Source organism: Bacillus changyiensis (genome assembly GCF_027706145.1).
GTDB lineage: Bacteria > Bacillota > Bacilli > Bacillales > Bacillaceae > Bacillus > Bacillus changyiensis.
Genome location: NZ_JAQFWW010000006.1, coordinates 12,303 through 35,947, shown reverse-complemented (window position 1 = coordinate 35,947; position 23,645 = coordinate 12,303). Strand labels below are relative to the sequence as shown.

30 protein-coding genes and 3 pseudogenes are annotated in these 23,645 nt (G+C 33.7%); 25 read left to right on the top strand and 8 right to left on the bottom strand.

What is annotated here, in order from left to right:
* The first annotated feature begins 12 nt into the window (after positions 1 to 12).
* The 4 genes from PDT38_RS15730 (at position 13) to PDT38_RS15715 (ending at position 2,419) form a co-directional block, all read left to right on the top strand.
* Positions 13 to 900 carry an SAR2788 family putative toxin gene (locus PDT38_RS15730; RefSeq protein WP_270802924.1) on the top strand — a complete coding sequence of 296 codons (888 nt, stop codon included), beginning with the start codon at positions 13 to 15 and terminating at the stop codon, positions 898 to 900.
* A gap of 33 nt (positions 901 to 933) precedes the next feature.
* On the top strand, positions 934 to 1,293 hold the full coding sequence (locus tag PDT38_RS15725; protein ID WP_270802922.1) for a hypothetical protein: 360 nt from the start codon (positions 934 to 936) through the stop codon (positions 1,291 to 1,293).
* Between the two features lie 650 nt (positions 1,294 to 1,943).
* Positions 1,944 to 2,069 carry a hypothetical protein gene (locus PDT38_RS19510; protein WP_394356294.1) on the top strand — a complete coding sequence of 42 codons (126 nt, stop codon included), beginning with the start codon at positions 1,944 to 1,946 and terminating at the stop codon, positions 2,067 to 2,069.
* Positions 2,066 to 2,419, top strand: coding sequence for a hypothetical protein (locus tag PDT38_RS15715; RefSeq protein ID WP_270802921.1), 354 nt, complete (start codon positions 2,066 to 2,068; stop codon positions 2,417 to 2,419). Before PDT38_RS19510 ends, PDT38_RS15715 begins: the two co-directional genes overlap by 4 nt.
* A 311-nt stretch (positions 2,420 to 2,730) precedes the next feature.
* Here PDT38_RS15715 and PDT38_RS15710 read toward each other — a convergent pair whose 3' ends face one another.
* Positions 2,731 to 3,759, bottom strand: a complete 1,029-nt coding sequence (locus PDT38_RS15710; RefSeq protein WP_270802920.1) for a fatty acid desaturase — start codon at positions 3,757 to 3,759, stop codon at positions 2,731 to 2,733.
* 130 nt (positions 3,760 to 3,889) lie between these two features.
* On the opposite strand from PDT38_RS15710, the gene PDT38_RS19505 reads away from it, so the two are divergent.
* The 4 genes and pseudogenes from PDT38_RS19505 to PDT38_RS15695 all read left to right on the top strand — a co-directional run.
* Complete coding sequence (locus PDT38_RS19505; protein ID WP_394356293.1) at positions 3,890 to 4,039, top strand: molecular chaperone TorD family protein; 150 nt, start codon at positions 3,890 to 3,892, stop codon at positions 4,037 to 4,039.
* Between the two features lie 556 nt (positions 4,040 to 4,595).
* Entirely contained in the window at positions 4,596 to 4,799 is a 204-nt protein-coding gene (gene cspC, locus PDT38_RS15705) for a cold shock protein CspC (RefSeq protein ID WP_270802919.1), read from the top strand.
* Positions 4,800 to 5,495: 696 nt separating this feature from the next.
* A pseudogene (locus PDT38_RS15700) lies at positions 5,496 to 5,693 on the top strand (GNAT family N-acetyltransferase); the annotation flags it as partial.
* A gap of 109 nt (positions 5,694 to 5,802) precedes the next feature.
* Positions 5,803 to 6,039 (top strand): annotated as a pseudogene (locus tag PDT38_RS15695) (GNAT family N-acetyltransferase); the annotation flags it as partial.
* A 336-nt stretch (positions 6,040 to 6,375) separates the two neighbouring features.
* On the opposite strand, the gene PDT38_RS15690 reads toward PDT38_RS15695, so the two are convergent.
* On the bottom strand, positions 6,376 to 7,287 hold the full coding sequence (locus tag PDT38_RS15690; RefSeq protein WP_270802917.1) for an arginase family protein: 912 nt from the start codon (positions 7,285 to 7,287) through the stop codon (positions 6,376 to 6,378).
* A gap of 105 nt (positions 7,288 to 7,392) precedes the next feature.
* On the opposite strand from PDT38_RS15690, the gene PDT38_RS15685 reads away from it, so the two are divergent.
* From PDT38_RS15685 to PDT38_RS15675, 3 genes are all read left to right on the top strand, one after another.
* Positions 7,393 to 7,734, top strand: coding sequence for a winged helix-turn-helix transcriptional regulator (locus tag PDT38_RS15685; RefSeq protein ID WP_270802916.1), 342 nt, complete (start codon positions 7,393 to 7,395; stop codon positions 7,732 to 7,734).
* Between the two features lie 413 nt (positions 7,735 to 8,147).
* Positions 8,148 to 8,630 (top strand): DUF4944 domain-containing protein, encoded by a 483-nt coding sequence (locus tag PDT38_RS15680; RefSeq protein WP_270802915.1) that lies wholly within the window; start codon positions 8,148 to 8,150, stop codon positions 8,628 to 8,630.
* Between the two features lie 161 nt (positions 8,631 to 8,791).
* Positions 8,792 to 9,013 (top strand): hypothetical protein, encoded by a 222-nt coding sequence (locus PDT38_RS15675; protein ID WP_270802914.1) that lies wholly within the window; start codon positions 8,792 to 8,794, stop codon positions 9,011 to 9,013.
* Positions 9,014 to 9,181: 168 nt separating this feature from the next.
* Here the strand turns inward: PDT38_RS15675 and PDT38_RS15670 are convergent, their stop codons facing one another.
* Both PDT38_RS15670 and PDT38_RS15665 read right to left on the bottom strand, forming a co-directional pair.
* Positions 9,182 to 9,844, bottom strand: a complete 663-nt coding sequence (locus tag PDT38_RS15670; protein WP_270802913.1) for a YczE/YyaS/YitT family protein — start codon at positions 9,842 to 9,844, stop codon at positions 9,182 to 9,184.
* Positions 9,841 to 10,266: a GNAT family N-acetyltransferase gene (locus tag PDT38_RS15665; protein ID WP_270802912.1), complete on the bottom strand. Its 426-nt coding sequence runs from the start codon at positions 10,264 to 10,266 to the stop codon at positions 9,841 to 9,843. The genes PDT38_RS15670 and PDT38_RS15665 overlap by 4 nt, the downstream gene beginning before the upstream one ends.
* Before the next feature lie 191 nt (positions 10,267 to 10,457).
* On the opposite strand from PDT38_RS15665, the gene PDT38_RS15660 reads away from it, so the two are divergent.
* From PDT38_RS15660 to PDT38_RS15645, 4 genes and pseudogenes are all read left to right on the top strand, one after another.
* Complete coding sequence (locus tag PDT38_RS15660; protein WP_270802911.1) at positions 10,458 to 11,165, top strand: B3/B4 domain-containing protein; 708 nt, start codon at positions 10,458 to 10,460, stop codon at positions 11,163 to 11,165.
* Positions 11,166 to 11,462: 297 nt separating this feature from the next.
* The gene (locus tag PDT38_RS15655; RefSeq protein WP_270802910.1) at positions 11,463 to 11,915 is read left to right on the top strand and encodes a MarR family winged helix-turn-helix transcriptional regulator; all 453 of its coding nucleotides are present in this window, start codon (positions 11,463 to 11,465) and stop codon (positions 11,913 to 11,915) included.
* Between the two features lie 19 nt (positions 11,916 to 11,934).
* Complete coding sequence (locus PDT38_RS15650) at positions 11,935 to 12,453, top strand: GNAT family N-acetyltransferase (protein ID WP_270802909.1); 519 nt, start codon at positions 11,935 to 11,937, stop codon at positions 12,451 to 12,453.
* A gap of 19 nt (positions 12,454 to 12,472) precedes the next feature.
* Positions 12,473 to 13,063: pseudogene (locus PDT38_RS15645) on the top strand (FMN-binding negative transcriptional regulator).
* 276 nt (positions 13,064 to 13,339) lie between these two features.
* On the opposite strand, the gene PDT38_RS15640 reads toward PDT38_RS15645, so the two are convergent.
* Positions 13,340 to 14,116 carry a DUF4931 domain-containing protein gene (locus PDT38_RS15640; RefSeq protein WP_317134962.1) on the bottom strand — a complete coding sequence of 259 codons (777 nt, stop codon included), beginning with the start codon at positions 14,114 to 14,116 and terminating at the stop codon, positions 13,340 to 13,342.
* A gap of 292 nt (positions 14,117 to 14,408) precedes the next feature.
* Here PDT38_RS15640 and PDT38_RS15635 point away from each other — a divergent pair, with 292 nt between their 5' ends.
* From PDT38_RS15635 to PDT38_RS15620, 4 genes are all read left to right on the top strand, one after another.
* On the top strand, positions 14,409 to 14,996 hold the full coding sequence (locus PDT38_RS15635; protein ID WP_270802907.1) for a sigma-70 family RNA polymerase sigma factor: 588 nt from the start codon (positions 14,409 to 14,411) through the stop codon (positions 14,994 to 14,996).
* Positions 14,989 to 15,186, top strand: a complete 198-nt coding sequence (locus PDT38_RS15630) for a hypothetical protein (protein ID WP_270802906.1) — start codon at positions 14,989 to 14,991, stop codon at positions 15,184 to 15,186. Before PDT38_RS15635 ends, PDT38_RS15630 begins: the two co-directional genes overlap by 8 nt.
* Positions 15,187 to 15,567: 381 nt before the next feature.
* A complete protein-coding gene (locus PDT38_RS15625; protein WP_270802905.1) occupies positions 15,568 to 15,822 on the top strand; it encodes a CDI toxin immunity protein in 255 nt (84 codons plus the stop codon).
* A 54-nt stretch (positions 15,823 to 15,876) separates the two neighbouring features.
* A complete protein-coding gene (locus tag PDT38_RS15620) occupies positions 15,877 to 16,164 on the top strand; it encodes a hypothetical protein (protein WP_270802904.1) in 288 nt (95 codons plus the stop codon).
* A gap of 67 nt (positions 16,165 to 16,231) precedes the next feature.
* On the opposite strand, the gene PDT38_RS15615 is transcribed toward PDT38_RS15620, so the two are convergent.
* Positions 16,232 to 17,017, bottom strand: a complete 786-nt coding sequence (locus PDT38_RS15615) for a hypothetical protein (protein WP_270802902.1) — start codon at positions 17,015 to 17,017, stop codon at positions 16,232 to 16,234.
* Positions 17,018 to 17,209: 192 nt separating this feature from the next.
* Between PDT38_RS15615 and PDT38_RS15610 the strand changes: the two genes are divergently transcribed.
* The 5 genes from PDT38_RS15610 to PDT38_RS15590 all read left to right on the top strand — a co-directional run bounded on the left by PDT38_RS15610 (position 17,210) and on the right by PDT38_RS15590 (position 20,518).
* Positions 17,210 to 17,437 (top strand): hypothetical protein, encoded by a 228-nt coding sequence (locus tag PDT38_RS15610; protein WP_270802901.1) that lies wholly within the window; start codon positions 17,210 to 17,212, stop codon positions 17,435 to 17,437.
* Between the two features lie 232 nt (positions 17,438 to 17,669).
* Positions 17,670 to 17,831, top strand: coding sequence for a YvrJ family protein (locus PDT38_RS15605; RefSeq protein WP_270802900.1), 162 nt, complete (start codon positions 17,670 to 17,672; stop codon positions 17,829 to 17,831).
* Between the two features lie 132 nt (positions 17,832 to 17,963).
* Positions 17,964 to 19,193, top strand: a complete 1,230-nt coding sequence (locus tag PDT38_RS15600) for an MFS transporter (RefSeq protein ID WP_270802898.1) — start codon at positions 17,964 to 17,966, stop codon at positions 19,191 to 19,193.
* Positions 19,194 to 19,197: 4 nt separating this feature from the next.
* Complete coding sequence (locus tag PDT38_RS15595) at positions 19,198 to 19,644, top strand: MarR family winged helix-turn-helix transcriptional regulator (RefSeq protein WP_270802896.1); 447 nt, start codon at positions 19,198 to 19,200, stop codon at positions 19,642 to 19,644.
* Between the two features lie 91 nt (positions 19,645 to 19,735).
* Positions 19,736 to 20,518, top strand: a complete 783-nt coding sequence (locus PDT38_RS15590) for a Cof-type HAD-IIB family hydrolase (protein ID WP_270802894.1) — start codon at positions 19,736 to 19,738, stop codon at positions 20,516 to 20,518.
* Positions 20,519 to 20,750: 232 nt separating this feature from the next.
* On the opposite strand, the gene PDT38_RS15585 is transcribed toward PDT38_RS15590, so the two are convergent.
* Together PDT38_RS15585 and PDT38_RS15580 are read right to left on the bottom strand one after the other, a co-directional pair.
* Positions 20,751 to 20,915, bottom strand: a complete 165-nt coding sequence (locus PDT38_RS15585) for a hypothetical protein (RefSeq protein ID WP_270802892.1) — start codon at positions 20,913 to 20,915, stop codon at positions 20,751 to 20,753.
* Positions 20,905 to 22,029 carry a Rap family tetratricopeptide repeat protein gene (locus tag PDT38_RS15580; protein ID WP_270802890.1) on the bottom strand — a complete coding sequence of 375 codons (1,125 nt, stop codon included), beginning with the start codon at positions 22,027 to 22,029 and terminating at the stop codon, positions 20,905 to 20,907. The genes PDT38_RS15585 and PDT38_RS15580 overlap by 11 nt, the downstream gene beginning before the upstream one ends.
* Positions 22,030 to 22,460: 431 nt before the next feature.
* Here PDT38_RS15580 and PDT38_RS15575 point away from each other — a divergent pair, with 431 nt between their 5' ends.
* Positions 22,461 to 23,639, top strand: a complete 1,179-nt coding sequence (locus PDT38_RS15575) for an aldehyde dehydrogenase family protein (RefSeq protein WP_270802889.1) — start codon at positions 22,461 to 22,463, stop codon at positions 23,637 to 23,639.
* The last annotated feature ends 6 nt before the right edge of the window (positions 23,640 to 23,645 follow it).

Below are 23,645 nucleotides of genomic sequence, written 5' to 3'. Positions count from 1 at the left end.
GGAAAGATTAATTTGAAATATTTCGTTAGCTTTTTGGTAGCAATTTTTGTATTCTATAGCTTAGGGACTGATGTTACTTCAGCTTCAACAACGCAGCTTGAATCCACAAATGAAGAAGTAATTGATAATGAGAAAATAAACTCTGAAACAGAAGAGATTTTTGGTGAAACTGTTGATGGAAATAATGTTGAGATAAATTCCGAAATCGATGGTGATAAAGCAACTATTGAAACAGATATTGAAACAGATGACTTATCTGTTGATGGAGAATTAGAATTAGATTTAGAAACCGGTGACATGGTAGTTACTGCAGAAGCAGAAGATGAATCAGGAGAATTACCACAAAAAGAATTTGAAGTTCAACTACATGAAGTTGATGGGGATGAATTCACTGCTACATTGAAAGATGTCGAAACAGGAGAAGAGTTTGAAGTAAATACTACCCAATTACAAGCATCATGGTATCCGGTAGTTGTAATTGCTATTACAGTTGCGCGGATTGGAATCAAGCAAGCTATAAAGAAATTTGGAAAATCAAGTGTTAGAAAAGCAACCAAAAAATATGGTTCAAAAACATCTGCGGCAAAAGCTGTACGAAAAGTGAATATGGTGAGATTAGATAAACATTACAAGAAACACAAAAAGGAATTCGGTAATATTTCTAAATCTCAATATTTGAATAAAGCACGAACTTTTTTAGGAAAAGCTACTAGTAAAACAGTGCTTACAAAAAGAAGTAAGAAAAAATTTAATGGTAAATACCGATACTATAAATATAATAAAAAGACTAATGAATTCTTATCAGTCGAACGACAAGAAGGTAGGGATGTGATTATGACTTATTTCAAGCCAAAATACCCAAATAAACAAAAGGGTTATGATTATTATAAGGATCAATAAATAAAAAATGAGAGAAAAGAGGGGTTAATTGAGGTGAATAAACTTTATAGATGTTTAGTGTGTGGGTATAAAGGATTAATACAAAAGCCTTTGTATAAAGGAGAGTATCAAAAAACTTTTGATATTTGTCCATGTTGTGATTTTGAGTTTGGTTACAGTGAAGATCATGATGTGAGGTTAGGCTATATTGTCACTCCAGATCATTTAATTGAGGCTGCATTTCAATTGTATCGCAAACAATGGATTGAGGCTGGAATGAAAATTCAAACCCCTGAAGATATTCCAGAGGAATTAAGAAATGGTGATAGCTTAAAACCTGAAGTGTTGTTGAAACAACTGAAAAGTTTAAATCTTGATTTGGATAATTTTGATATCGATGGTTTTAATGAATAATAAAGACTTTAATTACAGCACTGGATAACCATATGGAGAATTTTCCATGCAGGTTCTCGTTTGAACTCAATTTTAAAAAGGTTGATGATTAGGACTTTAGAAAGGTTCTTATTGTCAGCCTTCTCATCAGAAAAATAAAGTGAAATTTTCAACGGTCTGAAAAAAAAAGCCTATACTTACTTCTTGCAACTACTTATCCAATAAAAAACTTACTCCATAAATAATGAAAAACAATCAAATTATGAGTAATGTAAAGAAAAGAATGCAATGAAAACAAGCTTTTGTAACAGATGATAAGTTTTCACTATATTTGAGGGCCTAGTGGGTGAATAACCCGTGGAGGTTCAAGTCCTCTCGGCCGCATACTAGTAATCCCAAGGGTTTGAGTGCCCTTGGGATTTTGTGTATGCTCAAATTTTCGTTTTGATCAGTGCCCAAAAATGCCCACTAACTTAAAGTAACTCAGCTAACTAATCTGGAAGTTTTTTCTGTTTACTGCGATACTCATATTCTATAGACTCTTCATAACTTCATCAACGCAACTTGAATCCACAAATGAAAAAGTAATTGATAATGAGGAAATAAACTCTGAAACAGAAGAGATTTTTGGTGAAACTGTTGATGGGGAATTAGATTTAGAAACCGGTGACATGGTAGTTACTGCAGAAGCAGAAGATGAATCAGGAGAATTACCACAAAAAGAATTTGAAGTTCAACTACATGAAGAGGTAAGGCGTATTTTAAAGAACAATAAAAATCAAGAGGTGTTTAAATGAGAAGTTATACTTGTCCTGTTTGTGGTTTTAATGGGTTAGATGAACCACCATATGATGAATACAATATAGGATCAAATAATATTTGTCCATGTTGTAATTTTGAGTTTGGTTACAGTGAAGATCACGATGTGACGTTAGGCTATATTGTTACTCCATATCATTTAATTGAGGCTGCATTTCAATTGTATCGCAAACAATGGATTGAGGATGGAATGAAAATTCAAACCCCTGAAAATATTCCAGAGGATTTAAGAAATGGTGATAGCTTAAAACCTGAAGTGTTGTTGAAACAACTGAAAAGCTTGAACCTTGATTTAAATAATTTTGATATCGATGGTTTTAATGAATAATAAAGCAAACCCTAATTTTAACACCAGATAACCATGTAGGAAGTTTTTCTATGTAGGGGCTCGTTTTAGCTTTCCTTGATTTAAAAAAGGTTGGCGATTTGGATTTAGAAAGGTTCTTATTGTCAGCCTTCTCATCAGAACAGTAAAGCTTTCAACGGTCTGAAAAGCCTATACTTACTACTTGCAACTACTTATCCAATAAAAAACTTACTCCACTTTTACTCCAGTTACTTAAAGTAAGTCGTCTAAACGGTCGGCAGTTTTATTCTGCAAGATAAATCCCCTCTTATCATCGATAATGGGGAGTTTATTTAATCCGTTCTTAACTGCGCTGATACTTGGCTTTTAGAAGCTTTTTTTAAGTGATTAAAACCAACAAATTTTTTGCTTTCTTCATCCCATAGGCGGAACTTTAACGACTTAAGACTTGTTGCCAGTGTAATGGTCGGAACGTTTTGCAATGGTTCAGTGTTGTTATGCACTATTTCAAGCTTATAGTTTGGGACTCTCGGGCTTAAATGATGAACATGATGGAAACCGATATTGCCTGTTAGCCATTGCATGACTTTTGGAAGCTTGTAAAAAGAGCTTCCTTCAACTGCTGCTTTTACGTATTCCCAATGCTCATCTTCTTCAAAATAAGAATCCTCAAACGTATGTTGAATATAAAACATCCAAATTCCAAGAGATCCCGATATCATAAAAATTGGCACCTGAACCAGCAGGAAGTTTTGCCAGCCAATAGCCCAACATAAAAGTGCTGCCAAAGCGACAATCCCCAAGTTCGTTACATACGTATTCATCCGTTCTTTGCGTTTTGCGCCTTTACGATTAAAACGATTGGTAATCCCGAAGACGTAAATCGGACCAATAATAAACATAACAAACGGATTTCTGTACAAACGGTACATTATTTTTGTCTTAGTTGAGGCTTCCTTATATTCCTCAACGGTCAGTACCCAAATATCGCCTGTACCGCGTTTGTCCAGGTTGCTGCTTGTCGCATGGTGGATAGAATGCTCGTGTGCCCAATGATCAAAAGGATGCAGAGTCAGATTTCCTATTATTGTTCCAAGGATTCGATTCGCCTTTCTGTTTTTAAAAAAGGAATAGTGGCAGCAATCGTGAAAGATGATGAAGGTTCTCACTAAAAAACCTGCCGCAACGACAGAAATCGCTAATGTAAGGAAATAAGAAATCGACAAGCTTTTATATGCCAAACACCATAACAGGAAAAATGGTACCAATGTGTTAATGATTTGATAAATACTTTTTTGTAAATCGGACTTTTCATAAGGTGTAACCAGTTTTCTCAAAGTCCTTAGGTTTTGTTGATTCATTTTTTAAAGTTTCACCTTCCCTGATGACCTAATCTAAGTATAGAAAACGTTTGATTGCCTTTGAAGTGCCAGCTGTCATACTCCATATATGATAAGTATCTTTCCCATCCCTCTGTAAAATTATTGGAAATTGAAACTGATTTTCAGCTCAATTAAATTTTTTTTAGCAGAGCTAGCCGAGATACAAAAGGCGTATGAAGATTATACCCGGCTCTTTATTGGGCCAAACTCTCTCCCTGCTCTCCTATGGGAATCGGTTTATTTAGACCGTGAACATTGATTGTTAGAGGAACAAACATTACAAGTAAGGAAATCAAAATAAAAAGAGCTAGAAGACATATTATTATTGAGCTTGATTTTCTAGTTTCTTAAATTAAAAAGGCTTTGGAAAGTGGTAATGAAGAAAAGGAAGATTATTTGTGGTCAAGTTTTTTATGAGCATCTTTGCAAATGGGGATATACCATGAGTGACCGTTTGAAAACATCTGCAGAAACAAAGATTTACCAGTAAACAGCCCTGCTTTTAAAAGAATCTTGCACTTGAATAAGCCCTAGTTATTAATAGGCCTCTTAGACATGTTATAAATTCGATGCAGAATTATTGACATTTTCTATTTGTACTTACCGCTTCTGCACTGGTATCTACACGCCTAATAAATAATGCCATGAATAAAACGATAATATTAATTCGCTATTATTTCCGTTTCATGCTATGATAAAGAGGAATTATTTTTGTTCGGTGTAAAGGATAGTATGAATATCGACTTTTCGTCTTGATGATACTTTGGGCAAGGATAGTATTACAATGTGTGATAACGCACTAGGAGGCAACAAAAATGGAACAAGGTTCAGTTAAATGGTTTAATGCAGAAAAAGGTTTTGGCTTTATCGAACGTGAAAATGGAGACGATGTATTCGTACACTTCTCTGCAATCCAAAGTGATGGATTCAAATCTTTAGACGAAGGTCAAAAAGTAACGTTTGACGTTGAGCAAGGTCCTCGTGGAGCTCAAGCTGCTAACGTTCAAAAAGCTGATTAATCTTAAAGCGTTTATACAAACAGGCACTTTTATATAGGGCCTGTTTTTTTATGTTCTCTGTATAATACTCAATAAAAAACCCTACTCAACGTTCGAGTAGGGAGATCGTAGAAGGTAATAGAAAAAGATTTAAAGCTTCAAAGGTTTGTTTACAGTATAACACACTGGGTTGACAATATGCGGAATATAAATAAATTATTAATTTTTCTTTTCGAATACAACTATATTTTACGCCTTCTTTTTTCACTAACCTGCCCGTTAATTTAAGTACAAGACTTCACAGTCTCAAGTCCAACAAACCATTTTCAGATAACCTCTGATTAGCTAAGATCTTTTCCTTTCCTGAGAAGATCACCTTGAATCTTTTGAAGGAATTAAATAACTAGGAGAGGAAACATGAAAACACATTTTACATATGCTTCGGATTGTTTATTTCATATGCTGACCAGCTAGCTTTTTCACGAAAGGATCAAGTGTTGATGGAAAGATATATCCTTAGCTGATAATGTACAGATTAATTGGATAACAATCAATTGTTTTTTATACTAAAAGTAAGTTTTCTAATTAATCAGCAGTATAAGTGTCCGTATTCGTTAATCGTTGTTTTAACAGAACCCACGTCTCAAACTTTCATATGTATTTAAAATTGAACTTGATAGAGAGGTAATCTATTATCTTATTGAAGGAGTTGTCAGTTTGCAGGAATTAAGAAAAGAAAAATATGATGGCTTAAAAACACTGTTTCATAACAAATGTTGCCCAACATTTGTGTATTCAATAATAGAACAATTGATTCCGGGGGTTGTTTATGTAGATGATCAAACAGTACCCAGTTCGTTTTTGATAGGGACAAAATCAGGAATTTATTTTATTGCAGGAGAACAGCATAATCGATATTCGTTAATCATTATTTTAACAGAACCCACGTCTCAAACTTTCATATGTATTTAAAATTGAACTTGATAGAGAGGTAATCTACAATCTTATTGAAGGAGTTGTCAGTTTGCAGGAATTAAGAAAAGAAAAATATGATGGCTTAAAAACACTGTTTCATAACAAATGTTGCCCAACATTTGTGTATTCAATAATAGAACAATTGATTCCGGGGGTTGTTTATGTAGATGATCAAACAGTACCCAGTTCGTTTTTGATAGGGACAAAATCAGGAATTTATTTTATTGCAGGAGAACAGCATAATCGATCATTCAATGATTTCATTGCTGGATGCTATGAAAAACAAACTTTTTTGCAACACTAAACACATTTGTATTTTCGCAATACTATTTTAAAGTGAGCAATCTATAAAAAACGACTCCATTTTTACTCCACAAATAATCAAAAACAATCAAATTATATGTAATATAAATAAAAGAGTGTGATGATGTGAGGGGTTAATCATTGAATATCCCATCAAGGTTCAGATCCTTTGGCTGTATACCAGAGATACCAAGGGTTCAAATTCCCTTGGTATTTTTGTTTGCAAGGATATAAAGTATTCGTATACTTCAATTGTCGTTCTGCAGTTGTTAATTTGGTTAATGAAAAGGGCAACATGTGATTATAATGTTTAAGACTTTTATTTATTTAAAATAGGTATCTTATCAAGCAAATCTTTTAAATAAATAGAATCCCACGGCAAGTGCTCTGTTATACCTAAGCCAACTACATCTGTTTCTTCAGATAGTTCTTGAATTAGATGAATCAGTTGAGGCATTTGCATTGTTCCCTCAGGAGAATAATTTACAGGTACTTCAGGGTTGGCAAATAATATAGAACGAAATGTCTGTGGGTCAAGTACATCTAAATCAAGGTGAATAGCTAGGTGCTTAATGTTGCTTTCTTTAAGCCACTCTTTTATAGATTCAGTACTGTTTATTAATTCTTTAGTTCCAGCGGTTCTAATACCTAGTCTTTGAATCACTTCGGTGTCCTGTTCTGCAGGAGCAATACCTAGTTTTTGAAACTCTTCTGATATCACTTTCGTTTCTTGTTCTGTAGGAACTACTAATCCCGCGATAAAGACATTTTCAGGTTTTAGTGGGATTTTCACATGTTTTGCAAACTCCTCATCTCCTTCACCCAAAAGATTCCCGAGAGGTAATGTATGTCCATTATCATACCCAATATATCTGACTAAATCACTGTGAGCATCGATCCAAATTAAACCTAACTCCCCATCGTATCGTTCGTTTAAATAGGCAAAGGGGGCTTGTTCGACTAAGCAGTCACCACCAAACACGACAATACGATCTGGCTGATGAGCATCAATCATATGATGAGCAGATTTTAATTGTTCTAGCAATTGTTTTCTCCCATTCATACCATTCTCGTTTTCAAGTGGAATTCCATCATAAGCTTGAACTGGAACCTTAATAAGGGGATGGTCATTGTCTGGAGCTAGCCAAGAAAGCAGCTCAGCTCCAAAAGAGTAGTTAGGATTGTTTCCCCCTTGCCATTGTGGCATTAAAAGTCGTATTGTTTTAGTCATGTTTTTCTCTCCTTTACTTCAAAGTACGGTTAGTATAAACTGAACGCAACTAAAATAGTAGTACGCACTTTTTTGATAGGTGCTACCCGAAAGGATAGTGTAAATATGAGTATGGCTGAATATAAAGGGAAAATTAAAAATATTCAAGATACACCTTTTGGTTATACAATGTCAGTTATAGGTGGTAAATGGAAAATGGTAATTATTTATCTTCTAGCAGAACATCAACCAGTCCGCTTTAATGCATTAAAAAGACAGATAGGAGCTATTACTTATAAAACATTGAGTTCACATTTAAAAGAATTAGAAGCGGATGGTCTAGTGGAACGTAAGGAATATCCTCAAATCCCCCCTAAAGTTGAGTACAGTCTCACAGATAAAGGTGAAACTCTATTACCCGTTTTGGAAGAGTTATGTGAGTGGGGCGTAAAAAACCAAAATACCTGATTGTTTACATATTAAAGAGACCCTACAAAAAAGACAAACAAGCTAACAAATCATCAAGTATGTCAGCTGTTCTCTGTTGACTATTAGGGAAAAGAAAATTAATCATTATATTTGTTTGAATTGATGGATGCCTTAAAGTTGTGTAATGTTATGTCATTTTCTAATAGGTATCATAACAAAGATCTATGCCCTATTTTATGGTATTATTGCTGACCGGATTTTTCACATGGAAAGATCTATTGTTGTTGACAATGTGGAGATGTTTAATTCTTTGAAGAAAACTACTGTATTTTCTATGATCTAGTAGCACAGCACTTGCTTAGTTTGAAGTCGCAGCAAACAAAAAAATGTGATACTATTAAACGATATTTCCTATTCAAGAAAAAATCAACAAGTTTTTGGAGGTTTCTTCTATGAAAGACCATCACAAGTATCCTATCATTTTTACAGGAAGTATTTTAATAGTTTGTTTAGCGGTATTCGGCGCATTTAAATTATTTGATTATTACAGTTCAGAAGATACCCCTCCCCCTCAATGGGAAGGGAAGAGTAAGGATCAGAATTGGAAAGTAGTTTTCAAAAAACATGATGATCATTCTAAATATGAAGGAGATTTATTCTGGATTGGAAGTAAGGAAAATATCGAAAAAACTTACTTAGAACAATTAGTTGTCAAATATGATGATGAAATAGAACTTGATTCTAAAAATGAAATACCTATGAAAGATTATTCAGGAGGTACTACTAAAAATGGTGACCTGAATGAAGAATCAGTTTCATTTTTAGCATTTACAGAGTTATCGCAATTAGAGGGGCGGACAATAACAGCTTACATAAAGTGGAGACAAGGGAATAAGAGCTATGATACTCGATTTACTCTTGAGAAAAAATCATAAAATTTTTGCAGTCCTATTTTTCACGTCAAGGTACAAGTCCTCTTTCGGCCGCATACTCTTAAGCTCAGAACTGGAACTTGACAGAGAAATAAGTATATCCATTACTCTTTAAAAAGGATAAACTATAACTATATAAAATTTAACAAAGGTGGTAATTTGAAGTGGTTATAGTTGCCTCTAAAGCATTTCAAATGTTGGGAATTGTCGGCTTTATGATAGCTTTTATGTGGCAAATGTCAGTAGGTTGGTTCATAGGATTTTTCTTTACCGGTCTGTTCTATATGATGTTAGTAAAAGAAGATAAACAAAAAAAATATACATTTTTCGTGGGAGCCATATCCTTCTTATATTCATTTTATTGCTTATTTACTCAGGTTTTCTAATTCCTTCATGTCATATCATTTCAATAATTTAAATACGCCTGCTTCAGGCTGTTAAACCTCCTTGGGAACATCCGTGACATTGCCTGTAGTTACGCACGAGCTGTACTTAGAACGATTCGTTTTTGCTCTTGTAATTCATAACTAAAAAGAAAAGAGGGTCTTTGAAAGTTAACCTCTTCTTTTCTTTTTAGTTAGTGAATGATGATGCCTGTTTATAAGAGACTGATGACAATTTACATGACTTGAGGAGAAAATTCGCCGTTCAATAAAAGGCATAAAAAAGTGAAGCACCATCCCTCCAAAACAAACAGTTAAAAGGGTTCCGATACCGATAGGACCTTTAAATATAAAGGCTAATAATAAGAAAAGAGCATACACCAATGTTCTTGAAAATAGGATCGTTTTTTTAAAAATATCTCGGATAATAAGTGTTAAATGATCAATTGGAGTGGACGCAAATTTCGTTTGAAGATACATTGCTGTTCCAAGACCAATGAACACTAAACCGATTCCGAAACAAGTGAGCTTGCTTAACCATATGTTTGGCTCCATGACATGATGAATGGAAAACATCCATAGATCAATGCCTATCCCAGTAATGAAGGCTGTAATCAAGCCCAAAAAAATAGGTTTTTTTCTCGTTAATATAAAATTAAAGATTAAGAGGATAACAGAAATCAGGACCTCCCAACTACCTACGGTAAGACCGACTTCTTCGGAAAGACCAACCAAAAGGGCATCAAAGGGAGATGTGCCTAGTCCTGATTTTATTGTTAAAGAAATGCCTAAACTTAATATGAGTATACCTAATCCGTAATAAACATACTTCATTTAATCATCAAGATATGTGGGATGCCATCTTCCATAAATTCTTGTGAAGAAATCTGATAGCCTAATTTTTTATAAAAGCCTGCTACTTGTGTTTGCCCATGCAGCTTAAATTTAGTTATGCCTTTTTCTTTCATGATTTTTTCTAACTCTCCTATGATGACTTTTCCCAATCCGTACTTACGGTAAGATTTGAGGACGCAAATTCTTTCCAGTTTTCCTGTGTTGTCAACGATACGTACACGACCAGTGCCAACAGGCTGATGTTCGTGATATACCAAAATATGCTGGCATTGTTCATCAAGCGTATCATATTGATCAAACTCATCGGATTCAGATACATTTTGTTCCTCAATGAAGACCGTTTTTCTAATACTGAGAGCTTCATGTAAATCAGTTTCAGTTGTTATTCTTTTTATATTCATGATTAATCAATCCTCCCCTAAAAAAAATATTGCAAATGCAACAAAATTAAGTTATATTAAATGTACGTCATTTTTATTGTATTTGCAACAAAAAGTTGTGTTGTACCTTGTGCGAGAAAAACACACACCGCTGTGTATACGAGAATAAAGTCTGGGAGATCCTTTTTTAATGTTTTAGGAGGTATATTTAAATGAAAAAGTTTGTTATTGAAGATGATTTTTGGGATTTGTTTCCTGATGCGAGAATTGGTATTGTTGTTTGTAAGGGGATAGATAACTCTATAAAAGATACAGATAAATATAAAGATATAATTGATCATTCAAAAAAGGAAGCCTTACAATATTTACAGCATGAAGAATTTAGCAGTAACGAAGTCATCAAAGTATGGAGAGAGGCATTTCAAAAGTTTAAAACTAAAAAAGGTGCAAGGTCATCTATTGAGGCATTACTAAAACGGGTGGCTAAAGGAAACCATATAGGGACTATTAATCCATTGGTTGACATTTACAATTCTATTTCTTTCAAATATGCATTGCCTTGTGGTGGTGAAGATATAGACACTTTCGATGGTGATATTCGATTGACTAAAGCAATTGGAAATGAAAATTTTGTCACATTAGGGACGGATAAAAATGAACCCCCATATGAAGGTGAAATTGTATATAAAGATGATGGTGGTGCAATTTGCAGGTGCTGGAATTGGCGTGAATCAGTAAGAACAATGCTTACTGAAAATACAAAGAATGCTTTTTTGTGTATTGAATTAGTTGATGAAAAACGAGTAAATGAGTTTGAGAATGCTTTGAAAGACTTAGCATCATCAGTACAAGATCACTTAGGAGGAACATGTAACATTTCAATTCTTGATATGAACAATAAAGAAATACCAATTGGGTAATCTTCTCATTGCATACAAGTCTCTATATTGGATCAAAATAGATTCAGTTTGGAGACTTTCTTGTTTAGTTGGTGGTCTATTTTACGATATTATCAAGAATACTTGAATCGGTGTAAATTTGTGTGCAGTTCCTCAGCTTCATCACATTTAAAGCAACTTACAGTAAGCTACGCATTTATGTACAGTCCTCTAAAGTGTTATTAACATTTTATATTGCAAATTCAACAAAATTAAGGTAAGTTTTATATGTGGATTTTATTGCATTTACAACAAATATATGTACATAGGGAGTTAATAATGAAGGAAATTCTTCGTGAAATCGGAATGATCGCAAGGGCATTAGATTCTATCAGCAATATAGAATTTAAAGAGCATGATTTGACAAAAGGGCAGTATTTGTATCTTGTTCGAATATGTGAAAACCCAGGAATCATTCAAGAAAAGTTAGCTGAAATGATTAAAGTAGACCGAACAACTGCAGCTCGTGCGATCAAAAAACTTGAAATGAAGGGCTTCATCGAAAGGAAAGATGATGAACAAAACAAAAAAATAAAAAAACTGTTTCCGACGCAAACAGGAAAAAAGGTATTTCCTTTTATAAAAAGAGAAAATGATTATTCGAACAGTGTCGCATTAAAGGGATTTTCCGAAAGAGAAGCGGAAACCATGTTTAATCTTCTTCAAAGAGTAAGAAAAAATATAGAAAAAGACTGGGAGTCTGTAAAAAAGGGAAACAAAAGAAAATATTGATGTTATAAAGGAGCGACATATGACAATAAAATTAAAAAAGTGTACGCTTGAAGATTCCCGCAAACTCCAAGACATTAGTTATGAAACATTTAACGAGACATTTGAGCATCAAAATTCACCCGAAAGTATAAATGCCTATTTAGAAAAGGCATTTAACTTAAAACAATTAGAAAGAGAATTATCCGATGTTTTTTCACAATTCTTTTTTGTTTACTTTGATCAGGAAGTTGTTGGCTATTTAAAGGTCAATACTAATGATGCTCAGTCTGAAAAAATGGGTGATGAATCACTTGAAGTCGAGAGGATTTATATAAAGAATAAATTTCAAAAACATGGGCTTGGTAAATCTCTGCTAAATAAAGCTGTGGAAATTGCGCAGGAGTATAATAAGAAGAAAATTTGGCTAGGTGTATGGGAAAAAAATGAGAATGCTATTGCTTTTTATAAGAACATGGGATTTATTCAAACTGGAGCCCACACTTTTTATTTGGGTGATGAAGAACAAATCGATTACATCATGACAAAAATTCTTATTTAGAGAAGGAGGATAATGATGTATATTCCAAAATGAAATTTTGGATTTTGTTCAAAAAAACTCTTTTGGCACGATTGTTACAACAGAAAAAGGGAAACCAATTGCCACTCATTTGCCATTGGGATTTAATAAACAAAGTGATGATTACTATATCAGCGGGCATATCGCCTATGGAAATCCTCAGTGGAGAACATTTGAAACGTGTGAAGATGTACTTGTTATGTTTCAGGGACCGCACGCTTACATTTCTTCTTCTTGGTATGGGCATGAAGAAGTTCCAACATGGAATTATCAAGCCGTCCATGTATATGGGAAAGTAAGTATTTTAGAGAAAGATGAATGAATAGAAGAATTAAAAATGATGATGGAAAAATACGAAGAACATCGACAGAATCCAATTTTATGGGATAAACTTTCTCCTCATCTTTTAGAAAGTGACCTGAAAGGTATTGTTGGATTTAAGATTAAGGTGGGAGAAATTCAGGCTGCATATAAATTAAGTCAGAATCGAAATGAAACGGATTATCTTCACATCATTGATCAATTAAAAAATGAAGGAAATTCAAATTCAAAACAAATGGCATCACTAATGGAAAACAGACTAAAAAAATAAAGATAAGCTGATTATCATCACTGAAAAACCACGCCAGAAGCCCCTGCTAAAAAACATCTATTGTTCCTAAAACTGTCATATGAGTGAAAGACTCACATACCAATCAACGGACAATACTAAAGGTTTCCAGTTTATTAGCTTTGTCAAATATCAAATACTTGAAATGACGGAGTTTGTGTTTATAATAAAAACTGCGAAAATTCTAGGCTTATCGGCCGCATGCTAGACAATCCCAAGGGTTAAATGCCCTTGGGATTTAGTTATGTTCGTTTCATTTTATTTTTCGTTCATTTTTTTAATCAGCTGTGTTCTAATTTCATTTAATCGTTGATCTACAGACACTTGCGGGATTTTATAGCCGATGAAAAAAGGAGAAGCGACGAATCTGGGCACGATTTTGCAAATGATTTTTAAGTTAGTATGATAAAAAAACATATTATAGCTAGAACATTTTTGGTTAAAATCATATAAAACATATTGTACTGTTTTTTGAATATAATCGGCGAGTTTATCGGTGTGCTCTAAAGTATCGTTGATTATCATATTAAACTCTGTAAAACCCATAATTGGGTTGGTTGACAAGTTAAGTTCTATTTCAGACGGCTTCTCTATTACCTTTATCCCTTGAAAATGTTCGGGTAAGAGTTCTTTCATATAATCAACTTGCTCTAGCCCGACAATTTGCATATGCGCATGTTTAATGCTTCCTCCGGAGAACGGCCCATAGTTTTTATACAAAATTACACTTTTAAAGCAATCTTGGGCCTCCATGTTTAGCCATTTTTCTAAACTGAAGCGGATGAGTTTTCTCATTTTCGCTTTACGATATACAGCGATGTCTTCACTACAATGATCCGTCTCAATAATAAGCGTTTGATACGTGTTTTGTATCGTCGGGTATTTATTCTCCAGCCAAATCATATCCTCTTCCGTTTCTAAAATGCCTGTTAATTGATCACGCTCACAAAAAGGGCAGGCACTTTGCCTATTGATGATCGTCTCTGGTTTTTTTTCACCGATATAACTTGAAAAATACAGTTTGTGCATAGTCAGCAAACGCTCCTTTGAATAACCATTACTCAATATCTTTGAATATTCTAAACGAATGAAAAATAGTATGCAATATTTTAAAAGAATTAAGTTTTTAGAAAAATAAAATATACGCTGTTTACCTTTACGCAATCAAGGGTTTTAGTCCCTTTGGGATGTTGTTTTGAATTAAAAATAACAAATGATCGATATTGCTGTTTCGAATAAATTCATATAAACAGAACACTTGTTCTCTTTTTTGTTTTATAATTGATGAAAAGATGTCTCTTTATGAAGTGAGGAGGGATATTTTTCAATGGATGAAAAACGTGTATTAAGGTCTTTTTTGGAAGAAAATCGAGACAAACTAGAAGAACCTATCATTGCGCTTTTTTTAAAGAAAAAAGAGAATTTTTCTTTATTAAAAGACGTAATAAATAACCCTACTTATGAAAATAAAGAAGAGTTAGATCAAGCTTTTAGAAATCATTATTACAATGTAAAAGTCATCAATTATGTGAGCAAGTTAATTCATTTTTACTCAATTGATTATGATAAGAGAATTTCGGCAGACAAAAAAAGGACGCCAATATATTTTGAAGCAACTGAAAATCCGGAAAAACTTTATTTTAATCTTCAATCAGATCATAAAACTGAAAATATTTTTGAGGAGACACAAACAGCACTTGAAGAGATGATAACGAATCAGAGCTTATATCATGCTCTTCAGACGCTCAATAAAACTCAAAAAAAAGTAATCGAATTGATATATTTAAACGAATTAAGGAACAAGGAAATAGCTAATATATTAAACTTGTCAGAACAGATGGTTTCTTATTATCATCGTACCGCTTTGAGAAAGTTAAAATCAAAAATAAATTTGGGATGTGAGCAAAATGAATAAATGTAATGAACTAACATATGATGAGATTATTGACAAATTCTTGCCAAAAATAAAAAAGAGTCTAAAAAATACATCTATTCAGGAAAGGGAGGACTTAGAGCAGGAGATTAAAATAAAGATTTTCGAAAAATTAAAAGTGTTAACAGAAATGAAAGCACCAGGTTTCTTTGAATTTTTAGATAAGAAATAAAACATTCAGGGGAATTGCGAGACACTTGCGGGAACAGCCCGCGGAAGCCGAGCAAGTTCCCCGATTTTTATGCACACTACTTTCAAGGTTCGGAGTAAACATTCAATCATTTACTGGTACGCTTGATATGGTAATGTTGTTTAAAGGGTAATCTATGATGGAAAAGTAAGATTGAGGTTAGATGATGACCCGAAACTAATTCTCGTAAACCACTATCCCGTTTTAAAGGTTACGAATGTACAGTTAAATCTTTATTTAAACATTTGATATGGGGAATCTTGGTGAGGATGTAAGTGATTTATTAGATATTAAGAAAAAACAAGTATTAAATGACTTTGAAAGTTTTTTCTATTTATTGGGGGCGTATAGAATGGGGAGGAAATGTCTAATCATGCTAAAGTATATACAGTTGATGAAATTATTACTTTTTTAAAGCGAAACAGTTATCAATACAGTCATATTGTTTATATTAGTTGGGACGAAGGGACATTAACGATCAATTTAGATCAAGTACTTGAAGTCATAGATGATGTTACTGCTGTAAGTTTTGATACGTGGATATTTTCACCATTATCAAGATGTGTTATTGAAATATTTCATGATGGTGAAGTAAAAATAGGAAGTTTAATTGCATGAATCTCTTGTGAGGTTGTTTTATTATCAAAAAATTGGTTTTATGGGGGACTTAACTTGAGAAGAATGGATTATGGTTTACTCTCTTTTCTTTCCTCGCTTGTTGGAATTATTTTAACAGGATTAAGTTATTTCATTCCCAATAGTCTGTCCACTTTAATTATGATTGTTTTTTGTTTAGGGATCATTCTTGTCATTCTCAGTATCGTGTTTTTTGCTATGAGTCTTGTCAAAGGCGAAGATAATACGATTAGATATTTGGGCTTAGTATTAATGGCACTAACGATAATAGGTGTGATTGTAAGTTTTATTTTTATGACGTTTTCAAGTTTCAATCATCCTTAAGTAAAGGAGCTGACTGAAAAGAGCAAAGGTGTCCAATAGTCAAGAGAATGACTATTGGACAGTTTTTTTAACAACCCATCGCAACCATTTTTGCTGCAAAAGCTGTGATGACTCTATCCGTTCCAGCATTATCTGTTGTGCTGGCACAATTTCTTAGATTTTGGTCGCAGGAACAACGAGCAGGATAATCCTCTTTCTCCCCATAACATTCATCATGTGCTTTGCAGCATCTATCTAGTGCATTTACTGGTGTTCCACTTCCGCAATTCTCTCCACACCATTTGTATTTAATCAATGGGTTCCAAGGAAGACCATTATATCTGAATTGACAACAAGTACCTGAACCGTCTAATCGAAAACATAAAACGGTAGCCTGTGTTTTGAAAAGCTTGTTCTCCGCCGATTTTTGAATCGCGTCTGTTGGGATTTGATCAATTTCTTCAGGAAGAGTGAGTTCTTCATCTGTACGAGGTGCATTGTATTCACCTATAAACTCTCCCCCATCATATGTTATCACTCTCATCGTATGCTGCGTTTCATTTGCTTGCTTTGTTAAAGATATGACTCTTACTAAAGTACTTTCCTTATTTGTTTCGACGGATTTACTTTTAAGGATATGGACATACAACTGTGGTTTAAACTTAATATACATACTAAGTTGGGTGACAATGAATTGTTCAGCTACATCACCTTCGTAATAATTAATTTCAAATGCTCGAGTTTCTGTAAAAGTTGTTTCATCAAATGAAAAATAGTCTTTTGTCTCCTCTAGGACAGGTAGCAGTACAGGTGATTTTAATCTCTTTTGAAACTCAGCTTTCTCCAAGACAATTTCTTTGGATATGATATTCACTTAACATCTTCCTCTCAGTCGTTTTGAGATCCTACATGATTAGAAAGAGAAAATGGTTAAAAAAAATCAAACCAATTTGTTGAGAAAATGTATTTGATTTTCCCACTTTATATTCTCTTTAAAAAACATAAGGTTAAAGAAATCCTTTTCACAGGCTTTAATAAAAATAAATTAGAAATTGGGGGATTCGTAATGAGCTGTTTAGAAAAATCGATTAACGAATACCAGCAATTGAAAATTGATTTACTCAAAACAGTTAAGCGGTTAGACACATGTCCTTATGATGGGCAGAAGGGGATGTATCAAGACATTGCTAGATGTTATAGCAATGAAGTGAAAGAACTACAAAAATTGCTTCATAGAAAATATCATCTGAAGTTTTGTTATGCTAGAAATGAAGACGATCACAGCAGTGAGTAGACACTTAGGTGGGATCATGAAAATTTAAGTTTAAGAAGCGATTTCGGTTTTATTTACTTGCTATTGTTGATTATTAATCGCGACCTGTTTTGTGGAACAAAGGTTGTCGGTGGAATCAAGCCTCCGACTAAGATACTAATTTTAAGAATTTCCACATGAATTAGCCAAAAATGTTTTAAAATCCAGAAGACAAGTTCACTTTCTATAGATAAGAAAGGAGAGTGAATGTAAAATGAGTACGCTAGAGATAGAACAATTACTATCGCAAATTGGGAATTTTGGGTTTCCTTTAATATTAGCCATTTACCTGTTATTTAGATTTGAAAAAAAGATAGAGAAGTTGACTGAAGTGATTTCAAAGTTGGAAAGCAATATACAGGAACTCAAAAAATAATCTTCTTTTTTAACTTTCCTCCTGTGGATATAGGAGGATTTTTGTCGTTCATAAAGGATTGACATCACATATAGACTCTATTATAGTTTAGTTAAGTGAACTAAACTATAAAACAATAATGAGGGAGTCATCATGAAGTCAATCTTGAAAAATAATCGTTTTTTATTTATTTTAGGGTCAGAATGCTTTGCTGTTTTAAGCTTTTCCATATTTGTATTAGCCATATCCTGGTATATGGTTGATGGTTTGAATCATCCACAATATATGGGGCTTGTCATGGCTGCTGCGGCACTTCCAAGAATGTTCACAATGATAGTCGGAGGTGTTCTGGCAGATCGCATTCAAAAATCTAAGATCCTGTTTGGTACGAGTTTAGGAAAAGTCATTTTGCTGGGGATTCTTCTTTGGGTATATATCAATGGAGAGTTAACATTTTCAGTCATTCTCATTCTTTCGTTCTTTATCGGAAGTTTAGACGGTCTTTTTTTTCCTGCTCTTTCATCGCTCATTCCATCTTTGGTGAATAAAAAGGATCTGCAATTGGCCAATACATTGATCCATAGTTCTCAAGAGTTGCTTTTCTTAATTGGACCTGTTTTAGCAGGGGTTCTGATTAATTATTATTCTTTTTCTGCGACGTTTGCGGTATGTGTGATTACGATGTCCGTTAATATGTGTTTAGTGTTCCCTGCATTTGTTCGAGATGAAAAACCATCGCCTTCAGAAAAAAAACTAACCTTTTTAAAGGAGTTTGTTGAAGGCTACCACTATATACGGAAGTCATCCATTTACACAGTAGGTATAGCTATTATTATTGTATTGAATTTCTTTGTTTTGGGACCGATTTTTTTGAGCCTGCCGATATTGGCTAAGGAAGCTGGAGGAAGTGCACTTGACTTAAGTTTCTTAGAAGCAGGCTTTTCTATTGGTTCGCTTTCAGCTACAATGATATTGTTAATATTTAGTATCAATAAACATCGTGGAAGATTGATTTTGTTATTTTTACTCTCTTCCGTTATTTTTCTTGGAGTTTTTAGTCAAATGCCTTCCATGTGGGGTTTAGTACTAATTGTCATGCTGATAGGCTTTTTCAGTTTTATGACTTTTATCCCGGCAGATGTTATGATTCAAGAACATACAGAACCTCAGTTGATGGGTAGAGTCATGGCGATCGTTTTTATAGCACAAACAGCCTTTGACCCAATTTCTCAGACGCTTTTCTCCTCCCTGATGACAATAGGTTTTTCTGTTCGAACATTACTTTTTATTTTTGCAGCAGTGGGATTGGGATTGACCATTCTAATAGTTGCGAAGGCTAAGCAATGGACGAACAAGCAATCTGTATTAAATAGGGGGGATTAAACAATTGAAATCCGATTATTTACGAGTAGTAAAACAATTAAATGAAGCGATTGATGAATTTGCTGTGCTAACTTCGAAAGAATCTGTTAAAGTGGATGAATTTAATTTAACTTGGCAACAAGAACTGATTTTATCGCATATTGCAAAACATGAGAATATCACAGCTCATGAAATTGCAAAGTCATTTGATATTAGTAAAAGTGCTGTGAGTCAAGTCCTCACAAAGCTTCAGCAAAAAAAAATGATTACAAAACTGGTGAATCCATCAAATAAAAGAGAATCCTTTATTAAACTAGATGTGAACGGGCAGAAATTTATTCAATTAATTGAAGAACTGGATGTAAAGCTGATTGAAAATTATTATTCTAAAATTGACATATCTGAATTCATTCAAATGACAAACACAATGAAAAAATTAAATAAATTGATTAAAAGTGAAAAAACAGAATAAGCCATTATCAGCCGATAGCCAAAATCATGATGATCACAACAATTGAAATTCCTCTTAGAGGAACAGCTTAATATCGAAAGTAGGAGCAAACATGACAAAACAAAGTATCATTTTTTTTGATATAGATGGAACATTATATAACCATGATAAAACATTACCTTTCTCGACAAAGCAGTCCATCTTTAAGCTGAAGGAGCTAGGGCATAAAGTAGCAATTGCAACTGGACGTGCTCCTTTTATGTTCGAGGATTTACGAAAAGAATTAGAAATAGATACCTATGTCAGTTATAACGGACAATATGTCGTTTTGGATGGCGAAGTCCTTTTTACTTATCCATTAGATATGATATCTCTAGAAAAATTGACGGCGGATGCCTTAATTCAAGATCATCCTATCGTTTATATGGATCATGAAGATATGAAGGCGAATGTGTTAAAGCATCAATTTATTGAAGAGAGCATTCGTTCATTAAAAATTGGTCGCTTCCCTACACATGATCCGCATTATTATAAAGGACGAGAACTGTATCAGGCTCTTTTATTTTGTCGCGAAGGGGAAGAAACATCTTACCAACAATCTTTTCAAGATTTTGATTTTGTAAGATGGCATCCTGTCTCAGTTGATGTCATTCCAACAGACGGGTCAAAAGCCAAGGGGATAGAAAAAATCGTTGAGAAACTAGGTTTTCCTCGCGAACGTGTTTATGCATTTGGTGATGGACTGAATGATAAAGAAATGCTCTTAACGGTAGAGAATAGCGTGGCAATGGGAAATGGAGAAGAAGAAATAAAAAAAGTTGCAAAATATGTAACGAAATCAGTTGAAGACGATGGGATTTACCATGGCCTCAAAATGGTTGGTCTTTTATCATGATTCATTTCTAGTTTTGTGTCTCAACATTTGAATTCATTCTAGAAGTTGATCCTTGGGCATGAGTGATACCAACGAAATCCACAAACTGAGTTTTGATTCACTCACCATATTAACAGATAAGTTGGGATGCATAGGTTTGAGAACATAAGGTTGAAGTATGGTGAAGGTGAACATTTAAAAAGCTGGCGCTTTTCGCCAGCTCTGTTCATGAAATAGAAATGTTCTATTTTCCTTAAGCAAATGATCTTTCAGGGGTATGAAAATCGTTTACCGATGATGTAATCATTCTACCAGCAATGTGATGAGTGTCAGATGGGGTAGTGAAATGAATCGAGATCGCTAAAAATGCAGCCAGAGAAACGAAAGCGCCCATTCCTAATAAAACTTTATTTTTCATTGAAGACAACTCCCCTTTTGATTTGATTTCTTGCCTGAATGGCTTTGCGGTAAAATTGGATTGATTCCTCAAGTTTACCAATTCCATTATAATACTCTGCTGCGTCCAAAGCCAACTCTTCAATCTCAACATATAACTCTTTATTTTTAAGGTATTTGAATTCTTCATCTATAGATTCATGATCAAAATATATTTTTTTCAAAATGTGAAGCAGTGTTTCATAGATTTTATCATGTAGTTTTAGACTGCTCTTTATCCCTTGTGTATAAAGGTTAACTGCTTTATCACGTTTTCCCTGTTTTAAGCAAACATACATCAGTTGAAATTGAGCTTTAGGGACATATGAGGATTTTTCTTTTTTAAATATTGATAAAGATTTTTGTATATGTTCATATGACTTGGAAAACTCTTTTAAATAAAAATAACAGTTTCCTAAATTGAAATATGCGGATGCTAACAAGTGGTTGTTTTTTGTTTGTTGAGCTTTATTTAACGATGTTTTCAAGGTTTTTAATGCATCATCATATTTGTAAGTATCAACTTGGTTACCAGCTATGACAAAGTAACAATATATTTCTTTCTCTAGTAAAGTTTCGTGGGCTTTAAATGTATCGAGTGCCATCGTCGCGTAATTTATCGATATATAATTTTGTCTGAGGTGATAATAAATTTCTGCTAGTTTATAATAAAACTCCGCTTTTTCTTCTTCGCTATCAACGAAGGTTAATTTCTTTTCGGCAATTTTGTAACAGGTTATGGCGGTGTTGAAATGATGTTGTTTAAATTCATACATACCTTTAAAAAACCAATAATAGTATTGAATCATTTCATCAACCTGGGTATGTTCCATGTCATCTTTTTTTGCTTCAATTTTTGATAATGAATCAGACATGTCTATTGCTTTGTTAGGTTCCAAATCTTTCAACATCAGATTGTGACGAAAATCAATTAAAGAGTAATACAACAATACTGTTTGATCTTCTTCCATATCTGTAAGTTGTTGTTTTATTTCAGCCTTAACGAATTCCGCGTCTGTTACTTTGTTTGTGCGTATTAAAGAATACCATTCATTCAGCTTGATTGCTACATGCTCCGCTGGGATTTTTTGCTTCATGATGAATACCCCTTCCATCATTAACTCTCTATTCCATATATATGTTATCTTACCACACTACTTTAATTTGGAAAATTAAAAATTTTAAGCTTTCGGTATCCCGCAAAAAAATAATGTTTACAATTCAGTGACAAAGATCAAGTAGATTTCATGTGAAATAGAAGTAATTTGACCCAATGTGATGAAGAGTAATTTTCAGCTAATTTTAGACAAGGGGAAAGTTTGTTCTAAATATTGGTTGTTTTATCTATATATCATCATTCTATGAAAAAATATACTGTGCCAAGAAGTAAGTTGTTCATTATAGTCTGGTAAAAAAAATAAGGCTTGTAGTTTATTTACAAGTAATATAATTCTAATTATAATGAACTCGTAATTTTTTATCGTTTTCATATTCTTGTAAACTTTCAAGAAGGGAAGGTATAACACTTATGGATCCATTTTTAGAAAAGTTGAACCTTATTAGCCATAAGATGAAGCAACATAAAAATGAATTAAGAACCATTCTCATGGAAATTAGTACGAGTGAAAGTGCGGATTATGAAATTTGTTCTAGTATTGACGTTCTGGAACAAGCAGCAAGGGAACTACAATATATGAAAAGAGACACAGTTCAAAAAGCCGCCATTTTTCATCCAACAAACTCTATTCTTTATTCTTATGTCTTATATGCCATTATTCCAGGGTTTTACTGTAAGTCTATTTCCTTAAGACCTTCCACCTCATCACAGTCTCCCACCATGAAAATTCACAATTTTTTCAAAAAATATACAAATTTTAATATTGAAATCGAACCTATAGGCTATGCAGATTTTAAAAAGAAAACGTCTGATGCAGAAGTTGTCGTGTTTACAGGTAATTACTATAATGGTCTATCTGTTCAAAAAGATTATCCTCACGCGCTCTTTATCTTTTTTGGCTCTGGATTAAACCCTTTTGTTATAGGAGCTGAAGCTGATATGGAATACACTGCTGCAAAAGCAGTAGAAGCGAGATTATTTAATTCTGGCCAGGATTGCATGTGTCCGGACTTATTTTTTGTTCATAGAAGTCAGAAAAAAAGCTTTGTTAAATGCCTTCTGCAACAGTTAAAAGAAATACAGGGAAGCGGTCGAATGAGCGACAAAGTCAGAGACAGCAATTATAAAGAGCTGGTGCTACAAACTGAAATATATCTTAACGACTATGAAGATAGAATTATTTATGGAGGCCAAGTAGATCTAAGAAAGAACTGGATTGAACCATCTGTTTTAGTTTCCGACATCAAAAATATGCCGCGTTGTGAAGAACATTTTGCACCAATATTTAATATCGTCTCCTATGACAATGCCTTTGAAGTGCTTGAATGGCTCACAGATGCAAACCAATTGGAATCATCATTTGGTGTATCCATTTTTGGACAGGCCGATTTAGCTGAAAAATTGAAAAAACATTATACAGTTTCTCTTAATCAAACCCTGTTTGATATTGAAAATGGTCATCAGCCTTTTGGAGGCTATGGTCCCAAAGCGAGTTATGTGAAATACAAAGGCCGCTTGGAGAGCAGACCAATTTTAATTTCTAAAGAAGTCAACCGTGTTTTTCATCAATATCCAATCAGAGTTTATTAAAAAGGG